Below are 17,712 nucleotides of genomic sequence, written 5' to 3' on the forward strand. Positions count from 1 at the left end.
CGTCGCGGGAGCAAGTACCGAATGAGTGGGCGGGTTGCGCGATGGCTGCCGTCTGCGGTTGTTCAGACATGCAACTCCCTTACAGGTAATCCATGTTGAGTGGATTCTGCAAACAGCGGCGATGTGGCGTGCGTGCCAGCGGGGTGCTGGATTTGGCCGCGCCGCAGGGCGCCCAGCTCTCTGATCCTTGTCATATGCAGTCACGCGGGGGCAATCTCGTGCGTCACATGTGCACCTCGTGGACCGATCGCCTCGCCAGTTGAGTGAGTGCAGGCCGCAAGGGAGGTGACCAACGGGTGGGTTGTGCTTCCAGGGGTGGGGGTTGGGCATGGCGAGGCGTGGTGCGCGACGGAGGTGGCGAAGAGCCGCTGTGAGTTCGGTGGTGGGAGCGCTCCTGTGGGCGGGGGTGCCGGCCGTCCCGGGTGGATGGCTGGATCTTGCTCCGGAGGCGGAGGCGGCTGAGCTGTCCGAGGGGCAGCAGGCCCTTGCCGAGGCGGCTGACTCCGGTGAGCGGGTCGAAGTGACGGGTGAGCGCACCGAGTTCACGACGACGTATGCCAATCCGGACGGGTTCACCTTCCATTTGGAGCAGTCGGTTACGCCGGTGCGGGTCAAGCAGGCGGGCGGCGCATAGGTCACGCCGGACGCGACGCTGGCGGTTCGTGCAGACGGCAGCGTGGGTCCGAAAGCGGCGGCGGTGGAGATGTCGTTCTCCGGTGGCGGTAAGGATGCGCCGCTGCTGAAGATCGCGCGCGACGGGCGGTCGTTGGAATTGGGCTGGCGCGGGACGCTGCCGAAGCCGACGCTGGAGGGTGCGAATGCCCTGTACAGCGAAGTGCTTCCCGGGGTGGATCTACAAATGGCTGCGTCCGTCGAGGGCGCACAGGATTTCTTGATCGTAAAGACCCCTGAGGCCGCGGCGAATCCGGCGCTGAAGCAGATCGAGTTCTCGCTGAAGTCCGCGGGTCTCAAGATTTCGGAGAGTGCGGCGGGCGGCCTGCGGGCCGTGGATGCGAACGCGTCGGACGTCTTTGTGGCACCGCCGGCCCTCATGTGGGACTCGGCGGGCGATGCCTGGTAAGTCAAATGTCGGCGCTCATCGCAATCGCTCCGGAGGTTTTGTAAGTGCGCGATCCAAGCCTCGCGACGGTGGTCTCAAGCGACTTCCGGGTGGCGCTCTGTTGGATTATTGAATCCATTAGTAATGGAGAATTGGAACCTGAATTTGAGATTGGAGGCTGTTGACGTGAGGGAGCTATGGAGCTCGTTTCTGGAAAAGCCAAAGGCCTTTCGGGTATTCGTGGCGATGGTGATCTCATTTGCGGTCCTCGCGATACTCGCATCCTTGGTTTCCCTAAGGGTGGCGGGTGGGGTTGCCATAATAGTGTCGGGATTCCTCGGAGTGCTCGTGGGGTATCGGCGTGATTGAGGCATTCTGGGTGCGACCGTGTGAAGGGTGCGCGATGGATGCGTGATTCGGGGCCGAGAAAGTCAGAGTTCCTCGGCTATGACGACGGTTCGGAATGCGGTCCACTCTGATGTGGTGAAGAGCAGGGGCTCGCGGTCGGGGTTCTTGGAGTCCCGAACTGCCCTAGCGCCGCCGGACAGTTCGGCCACCTCGACGCAGTTGTTCTCTCCGGCGCTGGCGGTTGCCTTGCGCCAGGTTGCGGCAGAGAGGTCATGCGCGTACAGCTCTGCCCGGGGGTCCGTCACGTGCGTCTTCCCTCTTCCATCCGCGCGATGAGTGCCGTTGAGTCGTCCACGGGCAGTGCGGCCGCGACGATGCGCGCCGACATCCTGGTAGCGACGACGGTCCTCTGCATCAGAGTTCCCCGGTTATGACGCCGCTGTGGAACGCAGCCCACTCCGATGCGGTGAAACGCAGGGTTTCACGGTCGGGGTTCTTTGAGTCTCGAAGTGCCCTTGCCCCGCCGGGGAGTTCGGTCACTTCGACGCAGTCGCCCTCGGCGCCGCTTGCCGAGGCTTTCTGCCAGGTGGCGTTCGTGAGGTCGAGGGCGTACAGGTCGGTCTTCCGGTCTGTCACTTTCTGTGGCCTTCTTCCAGCTCTGTGATGCGGACTAGGGAGTCCTCCACCGAGAGCGCTGTGGCCTGGATGTGCTCGTACGCCCTCGTGAAGGGGACTGCTTCTTCGCCCTCAACGTATGCCGAGCTGTTGGCGTTCTCCAAGACGACGACGTCCGGCATCGGGGGCTGGAACGTCGCGATGCTGAAACCTCCGACGAGACCCGGATGCGCGGTGGAGTCCAGGGGCATGATCTGCACGGTGACGTTGGGGAGTTCGGAGGCGTCGAGCAGGCGGCGAAGCTGATCTCGCATCGTGCCGGGGCGGGCGGCGAACCTGTGGTGCAGAGCCGCCTCGTGGATGATGGCCCACAGTTCGAGGGGGAAGCCCGGGCGCGTCAGTACGGACTGGCGGGCCATGCGGACTTCGGCCAGTGCGGATACTTCGTCCGGTGTCCTGGTCGTCGTGATGCCGGTGATTGTCTCGCGCGCGTACGCGGCGGTCTGGAGCAGCCCGGGGACCAGGAGTGGCGACCAGGCGCAGATCCGTTGGGCGTCCGATTCCAGGGAGATGTAGTCGGCGTACGGCGGCTGCACGATCCCGGAGTAGGTCTGCCACCAGCCCTTCTTCTGGGCGTCCTGGCGCAATGTCTCCAGGGCTGTGTGGACTTGAGGGTCGGTGACGCCGTATGTCGTGAGCAGAGTGGTCAGGTCGCCTGGGCGGATTGCCTGCACCGCGTTCTCGATCTTCGACATCTTCGGGCCGTTCCAGCCCATCGTCTGCGCGGCCTCGTCGAGGCTGAGGCCCGCCTTGTTGCGGAAGGTGCGCAGGGTTGCTCCGAGCCGGCGCCGCCGGACTGTCGGGACCATGGGGGAGTTGGGCATGTGGAGAGTCTGACTCCAACTGGCCCCGTGGAGGAGCGGATTTCGGAAGTTCTTCACCGGATTGGGTAGAAAGTTTGCGATCGATCATGGATTCGCGCCAGGCTCAACTTGCGCGCAATTGCGCCAAGTTGGTGACCGAGCCGCAAGGAGCCCCCATGCCCTCCTCCACTCCGCACCCCCTTCTGCTTCCCCTCGCTCCCACCGCCGCGCTTGGCCACTACCTCGCTCCCACCCCCACTGGCTTCACCCTCCACATGTCCGCATCCCCGCGGAACCTCCGCGCCGCGCGCGGGCTCACCGCCCGGGCCCTGCTCGGGGCGGGGGCGCCGCCCGAACTCGTCGACGCCGCCCAGCTCGTCCTCTCCGAGCTCTACGGCAATGCGGTCCGGGCCTGCGGCGACTACGTCCCGCTCATCGCCGAGGTCGAAGCGGGCGCGGCCGGGGTCTGGGTGCGCCTGCACGATCCCGACGTCTCGCGCCGCCCGCAGCGCGCGCCGGGGGTCCGGCTCGACGATGCGCACGCCGAGTCCGGGCGCGGACTGCCGCTCATGGACCTACTGGCCCCGGGCTGGGACGTCGTGGCGACACCCGTCGGCAAGCAGGTCCGGTGCCTTCTGCCAGTCTCTGGTCACGTCGGGCCCGGTGGGCTGCATGAATCGCGATGAAACTTCCTCACCGGCGGTGGACGCGCATTTTGGGCTCGAAGAGGAGTTCCATGCCGAGGCTTTGGTAGTAGGCCGTTACTGTCTGGAGCTTCAGCAGAGCTGGCGGGGTGCGCTCGATCGCTGAGACGCGGGCCTGGCTGATGCCCATCCTTTGGGCGACGTCGGACTGGGTGAGGCCGCACTGCTTGCGGGCTCCGGTCAGATCGAGGGTGCTCAAGCGTCGATGTAGGTGGCGTCGAGGATGCGCAGGATGACGACGATGACCATGTCGTCGACGATGTCGTAGACGACGGTCAGTCCTGGTGCGACCTGGCCGAATCGCAGGTGTTCGCGGTCCCGGTAGGGGGCGGAGACGTGAGGGCGCATGGGGTCTTTGGCGAGATTGGCCAAACCTCGGTCGAGGAGGTCGCGGCGCTCGGCAGGCAACTGATCTCGTTCGGCGGAGGACTCGGTGGTGAAGACGATGCGGTAGGTCACCCCACCAACCTACTACAACATTTTTGTTGTAATCCGGCGTGGATGAGGTCACTGCGCCAGCCGGTCTGCCCGCCGGGCCATCCCTGAATCGGGCGGCCAGGTCCGCCAGCAGTACGTCGCTGCCGCTTGCCGCCTGCCGGAGGTCGGGCCGGAAGCCGTGGATCGAGAAGATCGCCAGTACGGCGCCCCCGGTGTGCGGGCTCCCTGTCTGGATAGGTGAACTCGACCTTGCCTATATAGGCAAGGTCGAGTTCACCTATCCAGACATTCGCGCAGCGCGCGGGTAAAGACTTTCCAATACGAGACGGTCTCGTATCGTAAATGGCCTAGTCTTTACGCCATGACTACATCCACGGGGGCCCCCGCAGCGCCCCGCATACCCGAAGCAGTCCACCGGCGCCGCTGGGCCATCCTCGCCGTACTCATGCTCAGCCTGCTGATCGTCGTCCTCGACAACTCGATCCTGAACGTCGCGATCAAGACGATCTCGACCCCGGACCCCGTCGGCCTCGGCGCCACCCAGGGTGAGCTCGAGTGGGCCATCAACTCCTACACCCTGGTTTTCGCGGGGCTGCTCTTCACCGCGGGCCTCCTCGGCGACCGCCTCGGCCGCAAGAAGATGCTCCTCTTCGGCCTCGCGGTCTTCGGCATCGGCTCGGCGCTCGCCGCGTCCTCCGGCTCGCCGGTCCAGCTCATCATCTTCCGCGCCCTGATGGGCCTCGGCTCGGCCTTCGTCATGCCGGCGACGCTCGCGATCCTGATGAACGTCTTCGAGCGCGACGAGCAGCCCAAGGCGATCGGCATCTGGGCCGGCGGCGTCGGCCTCGCCATCGCGATCGGCCCGATCACCGGCGGTGTGCTGCTCGACCACTTCTGGTGGGGCTCGGTCTTCCTCATCAACGTCCCGATCGTCATCGTGGCGATCGCCCTGATGGTCTTCCTCGTCCCGGACTCGCGCGACCCCAAGCCGGGCCGGATCGACCTCGTCGGCGTGCTGCTCTCCGTCGTCGGCCTCGTCCTGCTCGTGTACGGAATCATCAAGGGCGGCCAGCTCGCCGACTTCACCGACCCGGCCGTCCTGGCCACCGCGGGCGCGGGCCTCGTCGTGCTGATCGGCTTCGTGCTGTACGAGAAGCGCAGCGACCACCCGTCCATCGACATCAGCTACTTCAAGAACAAGGTCTTCTCGGCGGCCATCGCCGCGATCGGCCTGGTCTTCTTCGCGCTGATGGGCGTGACCTTCTTCTCGGTCTTCTACACCCAGTCCATCCGCGGCTACACGCCCCTGCAGACCGGCCTGCTGATGCTGCCGCTCGCCGCGGCCCAGATCATCTTCTCGCCGCGCGCCCGCCTGGTCGTCGCCCGCTTCGGCAACAAGGCCGTCTGCACCGCGGGAATGCTCACGATCGCCGCGATGCTGGCCGCCTTCACGATCCTGGACGAGAACACGCCCATCTGGCAGCTGGAGGTCATCTTCTTCCTGATGGGCACCGGGATGGCGCACATCATGACGCCCACCAGCGTCGTGATCATGCAGGCGCTGCCGCGTGAGAAGGCCGGTTCCGCCTCGGCGCTCTCCAACACCTTCCGCCAGGTCGGCGGTGCGCTGGGCATCGCGGTGCTCGGCTCGGTGCTGTCCGCCGCGTACCGCAGTGGAGTCGAGGACAAGCTCGGTCTGCTCCCGGCGGACCTGCGGCACACCGCGGGGGAGTCCATCGAGGCCACGCTCGGCGTCGCCGCCAAGCTCGGCCCCAAGGGGCAGGCGCTCGTCGGCCCGGCCCACCAGTCCTTCCTGGACGCCATGCACACCACCGCGCTCTGTGGTGCGGCTGTAGCGCTGATCGGTACGGTCGTGGTGGCCCTCTTCCTGCCCGGGAAGCCTCCTGCGGAGGCGAAGGCGCAGGCCGAGGAGCCGGTGTCGGCGACAATCGGCAGCGACTGACGGCGGCCGGTGCGATGAGAGGTGGAGCGGGCGTGTCCTCGACCGAGCAGGAAGACGTACGGCAGGAGATCCGCCGCGGCAGGCCGCGTTCCGAAGCGGTCGAGCGGTCGATCATCGAGGCTGTCGTGAATCTGCTCGAAGAGGGCGCGCCTCTCACCGAGATCTCCATCGAGCGCATCGCCCGCACGGCCGGCGTCGGCAAGGCCACCATCTACCGGCGCTGGAAGGGCAAGGAGGAGCTGCTGTGCGACGTCATGAAGGCGATCGAGCCGGTGGATCCGCCGCTGCCGGGCACCTCCGTACGTGACGATCTGGTGGCCATGCTCGAATCGCTGCGCCAGCGGGGGCTCGCCCAGCGCTCGTCTGCGCTCCTGCACAACGTCTTTGCACAGATGAAGAGTTCGCCCAAGCTGTGGGACGTCTACCACGACACCGTGGTCGTGGCCCGGCGCGAGATGGGTCGCGAGCTCATCGCACGCGGCGTCGCGGAAGGGGCCATCCGCGCGGACGTCCCCATCGATGTGCTGAACGACATCCTGGTCGGGCCGATGCTGCTCCGTACGGTCATGCGGCCGGACGCGGAACTGCCCGAAGATCTCTCCGAGCGGCTGGTGGATCTTGCTCTGCAGGGGCTGAAGCCGCAGCTCTGAGATGTGCGCGTTGTGTCACAGGTGCAACCTGTGGTGGCCGCTCCGCCGTCTTGACGACCGTACGGCCGTCCACGGACGGCGGGGAAAAGCGCCGTCCCATCGCCTAGGGTCTGAGGCGGGGACGGCGTGCACGGCAAGGCAGCGAGGGCAGCGGAATGGCGCAGGCGTACATGGAGGAGACGGGGAACGAAGGCTCGGACGACGAGCGGCCGGGATCCGGACCCCGGCGCCTGTTCGGCGGCCGCTGGCGCGGCGACCGGGACATCTGGCGGCGCGGCCTCGTGCTGGCGGGCCTCGCGGTCCTGATCGCGCTGCTGATGCTCTTCCACGCACAGATCCCCAACCGGATCGGCAACCTCGGCAGTCTCACCGAAACCTTCCTGCCCTGGCTGGGCATGATCGGCATCCCGCTGATCCTTCTCTTCGCGCTGCTCCGCCGCTCGGCGACCGCGCTGATCGCCCTGCTGCTGCCGGTGATCGTCTGGCTGAACCTCTTCGGCGGGCTCCTCACCGACAAGCAGAACTCCGGCGGGAACCTCACCGTCGCCACGCACAACGTCAACGCCGACAACCCCGACCCCGTGGGCACGGCCAAGGCGGTCGCGGCCTCGGGCGCGCAGGTCCTGGCGCTCCAGGAGATCCCCTCGGGCAAGGTCTCGACGTACGAGGACGCCCTCGCGTCCACCTACCCGTACCACTCGGTGCAGGGCACGGTCGGCCTCTGGTCCAAGTACCCGATGAGCAACACCGATTCCGTCGACATCCAGATGGGCTGGACCCGCGCGATGCGTGCCACGGTGGCGACCCCGGCCGGCAAGGTCGCGGTCTTCGTCGCCCACATGCCCTCGGTGCGCGTGAAGCTCGACGCCGGTTTCACCGCATCGCAGCGCGACGCCAGCGCGGACGCGCTCGGCCATGCGATCGCCGCCGACACCACCGGCAAGGTCATCCTCCTCGGTGACCTCAACGGCACCATGAACGACCGCTCGCTGAACGCGATCACCTCCCAGATGCGTTCCACCCAGGGCGCGGCGGGCAACGGCTTCGGCTTCAGCTGGCCCGCGTCCTTCCCGATGGCGAGGATCGACCAGATCATGGTCAAGGGCGTGAAGCCGATGTCGTCGTGGACGCTGCCGCAGACGGACAGCGACCATCTCCCGATCGCCGCCCGCGTGCAGATCTGACGCAATCCGCCGTTTACGAGCAGGGACTTTTTCTCTGAGAGACTTTGTTCCGTAGCTATACATACGGACACTGAAAGGTCTTTCATGCCCCTGGCCCTGCTTGCGCTGGCCATCGGAGCCTTCGGGATCGGTACCACCGAGTTCGTGATGATGGGCCTGCTGCCCAATGTCGCGTCCGATCTCCACACCACCATCCCCGCCGCAGGACACCTCGTCTCCGCGTACGCGCTGGGCGTCGTCATCGGCGCCCCGCTGCTCGCCGCGCTCACCGCGAAGCTGCCGCGACGCACCGTGCTCATCGGTCTCATGGTGCTCTTCGTCGTCGGCAACGCGCTCTCGGCCTTCGCGCCGAGCTACGACTGGCTGCTCGCGGCCCGGGTGCTCAGCGGGCTCCCGCACGGCGCCTTCTTCGGCGTCGGCGCGGTGGTCGCCACCGGTCTGGTCGCCCCCGAGCGCAAGGCCCGTTCGGTCTCGATGATGTTCCTCGGTCTGACCATCGCCAACATCATCGGCGTCCCCGCCGCGACGCTGATGGGCCAGCACCTCGGCTGGCGTGCCACCTTCCTGGCGGTCAGCGCGATCGGCCTCGTCGCCATCGCCGCGATCGTCGCCCTGGTCCCGGCCATCGCCGCGGACCCGAAGGCGGCAGGCGTACGGCGCGAACTCGCCGCCTTCCGCACCCTGCCGCTCTGGCTGGCGCTCGGCACCACGGTCGTCGGCTTCGGCGCGCTCTTCGCCGCGTACAGCTACATCACCCCGATGCTCACCGAGGTCGCGGGCTTCTCCGAAGGCAGCGTGACGATCCTGCTCGCGCTCTTCGGCGTCGGCGCGACGGCGGGCAATCTGCTCGGCGGGCGCCTCGCCGACCGCTCGCTGCAGCGCACGCTGTACGGAGGGCTGGGGGCGCTCACCCTGGTCCTCGCCCTCTTCCCGCTGCTCATGCGGGCCCCGTGGAGCGCCGGACTGGGCGTCGTCCTGCTCGGTGCGGCGGCCTTCGTCACCGGCTCCCCGCTCCAGCTGATGGTCATGGAGAAGGCCCAGGGCGCGCCCTCGCTCGCCTCCTCCGCCAACCAGGCCGCCTTCAACCTGGCGAACGCGGGCGGCGCCTGGATCGGCGGCGTCGCGATCGCCGCGGGCTTCGGCTATGTCTCGCCCGCCGTCGCGGGCGCCGGTCTCGCCGTGCTCGGCCTGGCCTTCGCGGTGGGCGCGGCACGGGTCGACCGGCGGGCGCGGACGCCATTCGTTCCCGTACGAGAAGAGGCGCGGCCCGCGCACGAACGCGAGGCCGCCCGCCTCTAGGGGGTGTCCGGCGGATCATCCCGCGGTCGCGCCGGTCTGGCACGCACATCTGCCGCGTTGTCGTCAGTTGTCAACTTCCCCAAGCTCTTAAAGAGCAGGGGAGACCCCATTCGCGTTGCCGCCCTCCTCCGCCTTGCGGCTGCGCTCGGCATCCGAAGGATGAATCAAAGAGCCGAGGCGGAGAGAGCGAAGCGAACGGAGCGCACCAGACCACCGCTCACCAGAAGTGAAAGGTTCAACGCCGAGCAAGAGCGACCTGATCCGCCGGACACCCCCTAACTGCTCTCGCGCCAGCGGTTGGTGATCGGCAGCCGCCGGTCCTTGCCGAAGCCCTTGGGGGAGATCTTGGTGCCCGGCGGGTACTGGCGCCGCTTGTACTCCGCCGTGTCCACCATCCGCAGGGTCTTGATAACGAGCTCCTCGTCGAACCCGGCGGCGACGATCGCCTCGCGGCCCTGGTCGCGGTCGACGTACATCTCCAGGAGTGCGTCCAGGACGGGGTAGTCGGGAAGCGAGTCGGTGTCCACCTGGCCGGGGCGCAGCTCGGCGCTGGGCGGCTTGGAGATGGAGTTCTCGGGGATCGGCGGGGTCTGGCCGCGCTCGGCGGCGGCGCGGTTGCGCCACTCGGCGAGGCGGAAGACCGCCGTCTTGTAGACGTCCTTGATCGGTCCGTACGCCCCGACCGAGTCGCCGTAGAGCGTCGAATAACCCACCGCCAGCTCGGACTTGTTGCCCGGGGCCAGGACGATCTGGCCCTCCTGGTTGGAGATCGCCATCAGTGTGGTGCCGCGCAGGCGGGACTGCAGGTTCTCCTCGGCGAGACCGGTGAGCGGGAGCGCGCCCATGTAGGCGTCGAACATCGGCTCGATGGCGACGGTCCGGTAGTTGAGGCCGGTACGCCGGGCGAGCTCGGCGGCGTCCCCGCGCGAGTGGTCCGAGGAGTACTTCGAGGGCATCGAGACGCCGTGGACGTTCTTGGGGCCGACCGCGTCGCACGCGATGGCGGCGACGAGCGCGGAGTCGATGCCGCCGGAGAGGCCGATGAGGAGCGAGCTGAAGCCGTTCTTGGCGGCGTACGCGCGCAGGCCCACGACCAGCGCGGTGTAGAGCTCCTCGTCGTCGTCGAGCCGCTCGGCGTATCCGCCGACGTACTCCGCCTCGTACGCGGGCAGCGGCTCCTCGCCGAGGGTGACGTGCTCGATGCGCAGCCCGTCGTCCACGACACCGCTCGGCACCGCGCCCGCGGCGGGCAGCTCCAGGTCGAGGACCACGCAGCCCTCGCTGAACTGCGGGGCGCGCGCGATGACTTCACCCCGCGCGTCGACGACGATCGAGTCCCCGTCGAAGACGAGCTCGTCCTGGCCGCCGATCATCGCGAGATAGGCGGTGGTGCACCCGGCCTCCTGGGCCCGCTTGCGCACCAGCTCCAGGCGCTGGTCGTCCTTGTTCATCTCGTACGGCGAGGCATTGATGGAGATCAGCAGCCCGGCCCCGGCGCTGCGGGTGGCCGGCACACGGCCGCCGTCCTGCCAGAGGTCCTCGCAGATGGCGAGCGCGACATCGATGCCGTGGACGCGTACGACGGGCAGGGTCTCGCCCGGCACGAAGTAGCGGAACTCGTCGAAGACGCCGTAGTTGGGGAGGTGGTGCTTGGAGAAGGTCAGCGCGACCTGCCCCCGGTGCAGCACGGCCCCCGCATTGCGCGGTGCGCCGGCCGGCTGGCCGTAGCGGGGCTGGGCCTGCTCGGTCTTGTCGAGGTACCCGACGACGACGGGAATCTCCCCGAACCCCTCGTCGTCGAGCCGCCGCGCGAGTGCTTTGAGCGCGGCCCGCGAGGCCTCGACGAAGGAGGAGCGCAGCGCGAGGTCCTCGACGGGGTAGCCGGTCAGCGCCATCTCGGGGAACGCCACGAGGTGGGCACCCTGCCCGGCGGAGTGCCGGGTCCAGTGGAGGATCGCCTCGGCGTTCCCGGTGAGATCGCCGACGGTCGAGTCGATCTGATTCAGTGCGAGGCGTAGTTGAGGCACGGCCCCCAGTCTAATCGTCTTTCTGACGCGATGTCCTGGCGCGGGCCGGTTTCCCATACGGACCCCGACAGCATGCGACCCCGCCGCATGCTGCTGATCATGGGCCCATGACGACCACGGAAGCCGTACAGGACGACGAGATCCCCGCCGGCGACGGTACGAAGCGGCAGTTCATCTCCTGGGTGACCCTCGCGCTGATGACCACCGCGTCCGTCGCCAGTCTGCGGCCCTCGCCCTCGATGGCCATCTACGGGCTGGCGGCCATCTTTCTGTATCTGCTGCCTGCCGTCGTCTTCCTGGTCCCCACCGCGCTCGCCTCCGCCGAGCTCGCCTCCGGGTGGTCCGGGGGGATCTACCGGTGGGTGAGCGAGGGGCTCGGCAAGCCGCTCGGCTTTCTCGCCGTCTGGTGCCAGTTCGCGATGACCATCGCCTACTACCCGAGCCTGCTCGCCTTCGTCGCCTCGACCTTCGCGTACGTCATCGACCCGAGCCTCGCCGACAACGGGCTCTACATCGCGATCGTCATCATCGTCGTCTACTGGACCGGCGTGTGGATCTCGTCCCGCGGCACCAGGACCGTCGCAGGGCTCTCCAGCGCGGGGCTCATCATCGGCACACTGATCCCCGGCGTCCTGCTCGTCGTCCTCGGCTTCGTCTTCCTCGGGCAGGGCAATCCCTCCGCCGCCCCGATGAGCCCGAGCCACTGGCTGCCGCCGTGGACCGGGCTCGCCAGCCTCGTGCTGATCGTCAACAACTTCCTGTCCTACGCGGGCATGGAGATGAACGGCGTCCATGTCTCGTCGCTCCGCAGGCCCGGGAGCCAGTACCCGAGGTCCATTTTTCTGGCGACCGGGCTCGTCCTGCTCATCTTCATCCTGCCCGCGCTCGCCATCAGCTGGGTCATGCCGTCCAAGGACCTCAGCCTCACCGCCGGTCTGATGCAGGCCTTCCAGGCCTTCTTCGACTACTTCCACGTCGGCTGGATGACCAAGGTCGTCGGCATCATGGTCGTCGCCGCCTCGCTCGGCGGGATGCTCACCTGGCTGTCCGGGCCCTCCAAGGGGCTGCTGATGATCTCGCGCCAGGAGGGGTATCTGCCGCCCTGGCTGCAGAAGTTCAACAAGTTCGGGGTGCCGCAGAACATCATGGTCGCGCAGGGCGTGCTCACCACCCTGATCGGGATCCTCTACGCGTTCAGCTCGGACGTCTCCAGCCAGTACTGGATGTTCTCCGTCATCACGGTGCAGATCTACCTCATCGCGTATCTGCTGATGTTCGTCGCCATCGTCGTGCTGCGCAAGAAGCAGCCGGACGTCGTACGCGGCTTCCGGGTGCCGGCCGTCACCTGGGTCGCGAGCGTCGGATTCGTCGCCTCGCTCGCCGCGCTGGTCATCGGTTTCGTACCGCCGGACCAGTTCGGCAACGACCCGCTCTGGCGCTATCTGCTCATCGTCGGCGGCGGACTGCTGGTGCTCGGAGTGCTGGCCCCGGTCGCCCTCCTGAAGTTCCGGAAGGAATCCTGGGTGCACCCCGAGCACCGAACGCAGGCGTGACTAGCGCTTGCTGTACGAGCTCACGTAGCCCTTCGCCGGGGAGCCGACGCCGGTGACGTCGTCATACCCCACGACCGCCTTCAGCGAGCTGTCCTGACCCAGCGTGCGGATCGAGGTCAGGATGCCGTCGGAGGCGTCCGTGCTGTTGGCGAAGTCGTTCCGTACGACGCCCAGACCCTGGCCCTGGCCCAGCGGGTGGTCCGTGACGTCGTGGTACAGCCCGGTGCCGTAACGGCTGTAGATCGACGGGTTCGCGAAGCCGATCGGGATGCCGTGACGTGCCTGCTGCGCCAGCGCCTGGACGCCCGCGATGACCGGAGCGGCCAGCGAGGTGCCGCCGATGCGGTACTGGTCGTAGCCCAGGGTGCCGTCGGGCAGCGTCTGGGTCTGGCCCACCAGGAAACCGGTGTTGGGGTCGGCGACCGCCGAGATGTCCGGAACGGTGCGCATGGCCGACTTGCCGTTCGCCTTGGCGAGCGAGTTCGGGACCACACCGCGCTGGTAGAACGGCTGCGCCACCGTCGCGCTGGTGCCGCCGCCGGCGCCCGAGGTGAAGGCTCCGGGGAAGCCGGTCCAGCTCGTGCCGTCAGCGGACAGCGTGGCCTTCTCGGTGCCCCAGCCGGTCTCGAAGCTGTACTTGTCGCCCTTGCCCACGGCCAGCGAGGTACCGCCGACCGCCGTCACCCACGCCGAGTTGGCCGGGGTGTCGACCTGCTTCGTCCCGGTGTTGGCGACCTCGTCACCGTTGTCACCGGAGGAGAAGTAGAAGCCGATGCCCTCGACCGCGCCGGTCTGGAAGACCTGGTCGTAGGCGGCGGCCAGCGCCGGGGTCTGGTTGGCCTCGATGTCGCCCCACGAGTTGGAGACGATGTCGGCCAGGTGGTTGTCGACGACCTTGGAGAGGGAGTCGAGCAGATCGTCGTCGTAGCAGGAGGCCCCGCCCACGTAGACGATGTTCGCGTCGGGTGCCACTCCGTGCACGGCTTCGACGTCGAGGGTCTCCTCGCCGTACCAGCCCGCGGCCCCGCACTCCTCGACCTTGGTGTAGTCCGCCGGAAGGACCTGGGAGAGCTGGCCCTTCTTGTAGCCCTTGTCGCCGTTGAGCGAGGCGTACTTGGCGGCGTCCTGGGCGATGTACGGCGAGGCGTACGCGTCGGTGATCGCGACGGTGACGCCCTTGCCGGTCTTGTCGCCGGCACCGTAGGCGGCACGCAGCTGCTTGCCGGTGTAGCCCTTGATCGCGTACGGGGCCTTGGACCCGTAGGCGCTCGGGAGCTTCTTGTTGACGTTCGAGCCGTAGTACGACGAGAACGGGCCCGCGTTGCGGAAGACGGCCTCCGGCGGCGGCAGCGTGTCGTCGTGCTTGACGACGTGCGGCGCGCTGTCGAGGCCGACCACCGTCAGCACCACGTTCTGCAGCGACTGGGGAGCCGACGCCGTGCCCGTGGGGGCGCGGTAGGTGTGGCTGCCCTTGCGGTAGTTGTGGAACTGGGTGGAGAAGGCCTTCTCGGCGGCGGCGACATCGCCGGACACCGAGACGTAGTGCTGGTTGGAACCCGTGACCGTGAGGCCCGCGGACTTCAGCCAGTCGGTGACCTGCTTGACCTGCGCCGGGGTCGAGCCGAAGCGGGCCTGCGTCTGCTTCGCGCTCAGGTACTTCCCGTACGAGGCGGACTGCGGGTCGGACACCGCGCGTGCGTACGCCGCCAGGCCCTGGGCGTCGCGCCCGGCCAGATAGACGCGTGCGCTGACCTTGCTCGAATCGGCCGTGGCGCCGCGGTCCGCGGAAGACGTCGCCCAGGTGGGCTTGGTGCCCTGGAGCGCGTGGCGGCCGTGTCCGGTGTCGGCGCTGGCCGTGGGTATGGACAGCGCGAGCGCGCCGGCGAGCAGTGGCAGTGTCGCTGCCAGGCTCAGACCGGCGCGCACTCTGGTGCGGCGAGAACTCATGGAACCCCCTGTGGTGCGGTTCATTGTGGGTGGACGCGCATAGACGCGTGCAGAGGCCACCTTGCCGATGAACTGTTCACGTCAGGGGTATGCATTGGTCAAGAAGAGATCAAGTGAGAGTCACCGGGCAGCAGTTGCCGTCGCCCCGCGCGCCTTGAGCAGATCGGCCATGAGCAGCACTTCGGACTGCTGCGCGTCGACCATCCCCTGCGCCAGTTTCTTCTCCACCGGAACCTTGCACAGCTCCACACAGCCCTCGGCCATGTGGATGCCGCCCTTGTGGTGCGCGGTCATCAGCTGCAGATAGAGGATCTCCGCCTGCTTCCCGCCGGCCTTGCCCAGCTTCTGCAGCTGCGCGCTCGTCGCCATCCCCACCATCAGGGCGCCGTTCGTGGGCGGCTCTTCCCCCATCCCCATCCAGGACATGGGCTGTGTGCCGGCGTCGGTCACCGGCAGCCCCCACAGGTTCAGCCAGCCCAGCATCATGCCGCGCTGATTGGCCTGGGTGTTGGCGATGTCGTACGCGAGGCGCCGGATCTCGGCATTGTCCGTACGATCCCGGACGATGAAGGACATCTCCACCGCCTGCTGGTGATGGACCGACATGTCGCGCGCGAAGCCGGCGTCCGCGGAGTCCCCGGCCGGCGTGCTGTCCGCGGTCGAGGACGAACCGTCGCTGCGGGCCGAGGCCACCGTCGCGGCGGCCGCGAACAGCAGCGCGAGGACGACCGCGGCGACGGCGGCCATCCGGGTCCGCGTCAGCGTCACTGGGACAGCCCGCCCGTGCACGCTGCGCCCGGCTCCGGGGTCTGCGCGCCCTGCACGTACTTGGTGAAGAACTGGTCGACCCGCGGGTCGTCCGCGCTGTCCACCGTGACCTGCTTGCCCCACGCGGACAGCATGATCGCGCCGGACTGGTTCTGGTACGGGCTCATCAGCGAGTAAGGGGTCTGCTTCACCTTGTCGCCGAGCTTCTTCACATCGCCCGCCGGGGCCTTGTCCGTGTACGTCACCCACACCGCGCCGTGCTCCAGCGAGTGCACCGCGTTCATGTCGTTGAGCGCCTTGGTGTAGACATCGCCGTTGCAGTTCTGCCAGACCTGGAGATGGTCGCCGCCGACGGGCGGGTGCATCGGATACGTGACCACGGTCTTGACGTGGTTGCGCCCCAGCTTCTTGGCGTCCCAGTCCTTCTCGCCCTTGACGGGCGCCTTGGCCGCCGAAGCCTTCGCGTCCTTCTTGTCCGACTCCTTGTTGAGCATGTACGCGCCGAAACCGACCAGACCGGCGACGACCGCCACGCTCACGGTGATCGCGATGATGCGACTGCGCCGCTCGCGCGCCTGCTCGGCGCGGCGCATCTCCTCTATTCGCGCTTTGCGGTCGTTCTTCGAGGTCCTGGTGGAGGCCATGATCTGCGTCCTTCTGCGGTAACGGGCGAGGCATTTGAGGCCCCGGTTGTGCCGCAGGCCCCCCATGGCCCGAGATGGTATAGGCATACGCGAACGGGGGACCTGAACAGTTCGGAGCCGAGGAGGAACCCTGGTGCGAAAAGGACTGATCGCCGCAGCCGCGGCCGCTGCCGCCGTCGGTACGTACGACGTACTGCAGCGCCGCCATTCCCTGCTGCGCAACTACCCCGTCGTCGGACATCTCCGCTATCTCATGGAGACGATCCGCCCGGAGATGCAGCAGTACTTCATCGAGCGCGACTACGACGGGATGCCGTACGACCGTGACACCCGCTCCACCGTCTACGAGCGCGCCAAGGGCACCGCCGACCAGGACCCCTTCGGCACCGAACTGAACGTCTACGCACCGGGATACGAGTTCTTCGTCCACTCCGTCGCCCCGCGCCCGGTCCCCGAACAGGCCCCGCGCGTGAGCATCGGCGGCCCCGGCTGCACGCAGCCGTACGACATGGCTCTGCTGAACGTCTCCGCGATGAGCTTCGGCTCGCTCTCCGCGCAGGCGATCCTCGCGCTCAACCGGGGCGCCGCGGCGGGCGGTTTCGCGCACGACACCGGGGAGGGCGGGATCTCCTCGTACCACCTGGAGCACGGCGGCGACCTGGTCTGGGAGATCGGCACCGGCTACTTCGGCTGCCGTACGCCCGACGGCGGCTTCGACGAGAAGGAGTTCGCGCGCAAGGCGGCGGGGGAGACCGTGCGCTGTGTCTCCCTGAAGCTCTCCCAGGGCGCCAAGCCCGGGATGGGCGGCGTGCTGCCCGGCGCCAAGGTCAACGCCGAGATCGCTGAGGTGCGCGAGGTCCCCCAGGGCGAGACCGTCGTCTCGCCCGGCTACCACCGGGTCTTCCACACCCCGCGCGAACTGATCCGCTTCATCGGCCGGATGCGCGAGCTCGCCGGCGGCAAACCGGCCGGATTCAAGCTCTGCGTGGGCAGCCGCCGCGACGTGCTGTCGATCTGCCGGGCCATGGTGGAGGAGGACATCACCCCGGACTTCATCGTCGTCGACGGGGCGGAGGGCGGCACAGGCGCGGCCCCCATGGAGTTCGCCGACCACGTCGGGATGCCGCTCACCGAGGGGCTCGGGATCGTCCACAACGCCCTGGTCGGGGTCGGACTGCGCGACCGGGTGCGGATCGGGGCGAGCGGCAAGGTCGCCACCGGCTCCGACATCGTCAAGCGGCTCATCCACGGCGCGGACTACACCAACGCGGCACGCGCCATGATGTTCGCCGTCGGGTGCATCCAGTCCCAGCGCTGCCACACCAACAAGTGCCCGGTCGGGGTGGCCACCCAGGACCCGCGGCGCGCGCACGCGCTGGACGTGGAGGACAAGTACCAGCGGGTCCACCGCTACCAGGCGGCGACCGTGAGCAGCGCGATGAAGATCATGGCGTCGATGGGCGTCGACGACCCGGCCCAGCTGCGCCCGCACATGCTGCAGCGCCGGATCTCCCACCACGAGGTGGCCTCGTACGAGGAACTGCTCACCTGGCTGGAGCCCGGACAGCTGGTCTCCGGTGATCCGCTGCCCGCGGAGTGGCAGCGGGCCTGGGAAACCAGTGACCCGGACACCTTCATCGCATAGCGAC

19 protein-coding genes are annotated in these 17,712 nt (G+C 68.0%); 10 read left to right on the top strand and 9 right to left on the bottom strand.

Annotated elements, in window-relative coordinates:
• The first annotated feature begins 370 nt into the window (after nucleotides 1–370).
• The 3 genes from AB0H78_RS27605 (at nucleotide 371) to AB0H78_RS27615 (ending at nucleotide 1,429) form a co-directional block, all read left to right on the top strand.
• Nucleotides 371–634 (top strand): hypothetical protein, encoded by a 264-nt coding sequence (locus AB0H78_RS27605; RefSeq protein WP_363237309.1) that lies wholly within the window; start codon nucleotides 371–373, stop codon nucleotides 632–634.
• 42 nt (nucleotides 635–676) lie between these two features.
• The gene (locus AB0H78_RS27610) at nucleotides 677–1,081 is read left to right on the top strand and encodes a hypothetical protein (RefSeq protein WP_363237310.1); all 405 of its coding nucleotides are present in this window, start codon (nucleotides 677–679) and stop codon (nucleotides 1,079–1,081) included.
• 123 nt (nucleotides 1,082–1,204) lie between these two features.
• The gene (locus AB0H78_RS27615; protein ID WP_363237311.1) at nucleotides 1,205–1,429 is read left to right on the top strand and encodes a hypothetical protein; all 225 of its coding nucleotides are present in this window, start codon (nucleotides 1,205–1,207) and stop codon (nucleotides 1,427–1,429) included.
• 62 nt (nucleotides 1,430–1,491) lie between these two features.
• On the opposite strand, the gene AB0H78_RS27620 is transcribed toward AB0H78_RS27615, so the two are convergent.
• From AB0H78_RS27620 to AB0H78_RS27630, 3 genes are all read right to left on the bottom strand, one after another.
• Nucleotides 1,492–1,713 carry a DUF397 domain-containing protein gene (locus AB0H78_RS27620; RefSeq protein ID WP_363237312.1) on the bottom strand — a complete coding sequence of 74 codons (222 nt, stop codon included), beginning with the start codon at nucleotides 1,711–1,713 and terminating at the stop codon, nucleotides 1,492–1,494.
• Nucleotides 1,714–1,822: 109 nt separating this feature from the next.
• Nucleotides 1,823–2,044 (bottom strand): DUF397 domain-containing protein, encoded by a 222-nt coding sequence (locus tag AB0H78_RS27625; RefSeq protein WP_363237313.1) that lies wholly within the window; start codon nucleotides 2,042–2,044, stop codon nucleotides 1,823–1,825.
• Nucleotides 2,041–2,907, bottom strand: coding sequence for a helix-turn-helix transcriptional regulator (locus AB0H78_RS27630; RefSeq protein ID WP_363237314.1), 867 nt, complete (start codon nucleotides 2,905–2,907; stop codon nucleotides 2,041–2,043). Before AB0H78_RS27630 ends, AB0H78_RS27625 begins: the two co-directional genes overlap by 4 nt.
• 155 nt (nucleotides 2,908–3,062) lie before the next feature.
• Here AB0H78_RS27630 and AB0H78_RS27635 point away from each other — a divergent pair, with 155 nt between their 5' ends.
• Entirely contained in the window at nucleotides 3,063–3,572 is a 510-nt protein-coding gene (locus AB0H78_RS27635) for an ATP-binding protein (protein WP_363237315.1), read from the top strand.
• A 7-nt stretch (nucleotides 3,573–3,579) separates the two neighbouring features.
• Here the strand turns inward: AB0H78_RS27635 and AB0H78_RS27640 are convergent, their stop codons facing one another.
• Complete coding sequence (locus AB0H78_RS27640; protein WP_363237316.1) at nucleotides 3,580–3,789, bottom strand: helix-turn-helix transcriptional regulator; 210 nt, start codon at nucleotides 3,787–3,789, stop codon at nucleotides 3,580–3,582.
• A complete protein-coding gene (locus AB0H78_RS27645) occupies nucleotides 3,786–4,049 on the bottom strand; it encodes a hypothetical protein (RefSeq protein ID WP_363237317.1) in 264 nt (87 codons plus the stop codon). The genes AB0H78_RS27640 and AB0H78_RS27645 overlap by 4 nt, the downstream gene beginning before the upstream one ends.
• 340 nt (nucleotides 4,050–4,389) lie before the next feature.
• On the opposite strand from AB0H78_RS27645, the gene AB0H78_RS27650 reads away from it, so the two are divergent.
• The 4 genes from AB0H78_RS27650 to AB0H78_RS27665 all read left to right on the top strand — a co-directional run bounded on the left by AB0H78_RS27650 (nucleotide 4,390) and on the right by AB0H78_RS27665 (nucleotide 9,124).
• A complete protein-coding gene (locus AB0H78_RS27650) occupies nucleotides 4,390–5,991 on the top strand; it encodes an MFS transporter (RefSeq protein WP_363237318.1) in 1,602 nt (533 codons plus the stop codon).
• A 32-nt stretch (nucleotides 5,992–6,023) separates the two neighbouring features.
• Nucleotides 6,024–6,641, top strand: a complete 618-nt coding sequence (locus AB0H78_RS27655; RefSeq protein ID WP_363237319.1) for a TetR/AcrR family transcriptional regulator — start codon at nucleotides 6,024–6,026, stop codon at nucleotides 6,639–6,641.
• Nucleotides 6,642–6,796: 155 nt separating this feature from the next.
• Entirely contained in the window at nucleotides 6,797–7,825 is a 1,029-nt protein-coding gene (locus AB0H78_RS27660; RefSeq protein WP_363237320.1) for an endonuclease/exonuclease/phosphatase family protein, read from the top strand.
• A gap of 84 nt (nucleotides 7,826–7,909) precedes the next feature.
• Nucleotides 7,910–9,124, top strand: a complete 1,215-nt coding sequence (locus AB0H78_RS27665; protein WP_363237321.1) for an MFS transporter — start codon at nucleotides 7,910–7,912, stop codon at nucleotides 9,122–9,124.
• 275 nt (nucleotides 9,125–9,399) lie between these two features.
• On the opposite strand, the gene AB0H78_RS27670 is transcribed toward AB0H78_RS27665, so the two are convergent.
• Entirely contained in the window at nucleotides 9,400–11,151 is a 1,752-nt protein-coding gene (locus AB0H78_RS27670) for an NAD+ synthase (RefSeq protein WP_363237322.1), read from the bottom strand.
• Between the two features lie 107 nt (nucleotides 11,152–11,258).
• Between AB0H78_RS27670 and AB0H78_RS27675 the strand changes: the two genes are divergently transcribed.
• The gene (locus tag AB0H78_RS27675; protein ID WP_363237323.1) at nucleotides 11,259–12,704 is read left to right on the top strand and encodes an APC family permease; all 1,446 of its coding nucleotides are present in this window, start codon (nucleotides 11,259–11,261) and stop codon (nucleotides 12,702–12,704) included.
• Here the strand turns inward: AB0H78_RS27675 and AB0H78_RS27680 are convergent, their stop codons facing one another.
• The 3 genes from AB0H78_RS27680 to AB0H78_RS27690 form a co-directional block, all read right to left on the bottom strand.
• A complete protein-coding gene (locus AB0H78_RS27680; RefSeq protein WP_363237324.1) occupies nucleotides 12,705–14,651 on the bottom strand; it encodes a S53 family peptidase in 1,947 nt (648 codons plus the stop codon).
• Nucleotides 14,652–14,771: 120 nt separating this feature from the next.
• Nucleotides 14,772–15,398 (bottom strand): DUF305 domain-containing protein, encoded by a 627-nt coding sequence (locus AB0H78_RS27685; protein ID WP_363237418.1) that lies wholly within the window; start codon nucleotides 15,396–15,398, stop codon nucleotides 14,772–14,774.
• A 17-nt stretch (nucleotides 15,399–15,415) separates the two neighbouring features.
• Nucleotides 15,416–16,063, bottom strand: coding sequence for a DUF3105 domain-containing protein (locus tag AB0H78_RS27690; protein WP_363237325.1), 648 nt, complete (start codon nucleotides 16,061–16,063; stop codon nucleotides 15,416–15,418).
• 130 nt (nucleotides 16,064–16,193) lie between these two features.
• Here AB0H78_RS27690 and AB0H78_RS27695 point away from each other — a divergent pair, with 130 nt between their 5' ends.
• Nucleotides 16,194–17,708, top strand: coding sequence for an FMN-binding glutamate synthase family protein (locus AB0H78_RS27695; RefSeq protein WP_363237419.1), 1,515 nt, complete (start codon nucleotides 16,194–16,196; stop codon nucleotides 17,706–17,708).
• Nucleotides 17,709–17,712: the final 4 nt, after the last annotated feature.

This window comes from Streptomyces sp. NPDC050738, assembly GCF_040654175.1.
Lineage (GTDB): Bacteria > Actinomycetota > Actinomycetes > Streptomycetales > Streptomycetaceae > Streptomyces.

Coding starts and splice junctions, on each gene's coding strand:
- AB0H78_RS27630 (WP_363237314.1), bottom strand. CDS start 2,907: ATGCCCAACTCCCCCATGGTCCCGACAGTCCGGCGGCGCCGGCTCGGA.
- AB0H78_RS27685 (WP_363237418.1), bottom strand. CDS start 15,398: ATGGCCGCCGTCGCCGCGGTCGTCCTCGCGCTGCTGTTCGCGGCCGCC.
- AB0H78_RS27615 (WP_363237311.1), top strand. CDS start 1,205: ATGGAGAATTGGAACCTGAATTTGAGATTGGAGGCTGTTGACGTGAGG.
- AB0H78_RS27635 (WP_363237315.1), top strand. CDS start 3,063: ATGCCCTCCTCCACTCCGCACCCCCTTCTGCTTCCCCTCGCTCCCACC.
- AB0H78_RS27675 (WP_363237323.1), top strand. CDS start 11,259: ATGACGACCACGGAAGCCGTACAGGACGACGAGATCCCCGCCGGCGAC.
- AB0H78_RS27680 (WP_363237324.1), bottom strand. CDS start 14,651: ATGAGTTCTCGCCGCACCAGAGTGCGCGCCGGTCTGAGCCTGGCAGCG.
- AB0H78_RS27660 (WP_363237320.1), top strand. CDS start 6,797: ATGGCGCAGGCGTACATGGAGGAGACGGGGAACGAAGGCTCGGACGAC.
- AB0H78_RS27690 (WP_363237325.1), bottom strand. CDS start 16,063: ATGGCCTCCACCAGGACCTCGAAGAACGACCGCAAAGCGCGAATAGAG.
- AB0H78_RS27665 (WP_363237321.1), top strand. CDS start 7,910: ATGCCCCTGGCCCTGCTTGCGCTGGCCATCGGAGCCTTCGGGATCGGT.
- AB0H78_RS27650 (WP_363237318.1), top strand. CDS start 4,390: ATGACTACATCCACGGGGGCCCCCGCAGCGCCCCGCATACCCGAAGCA.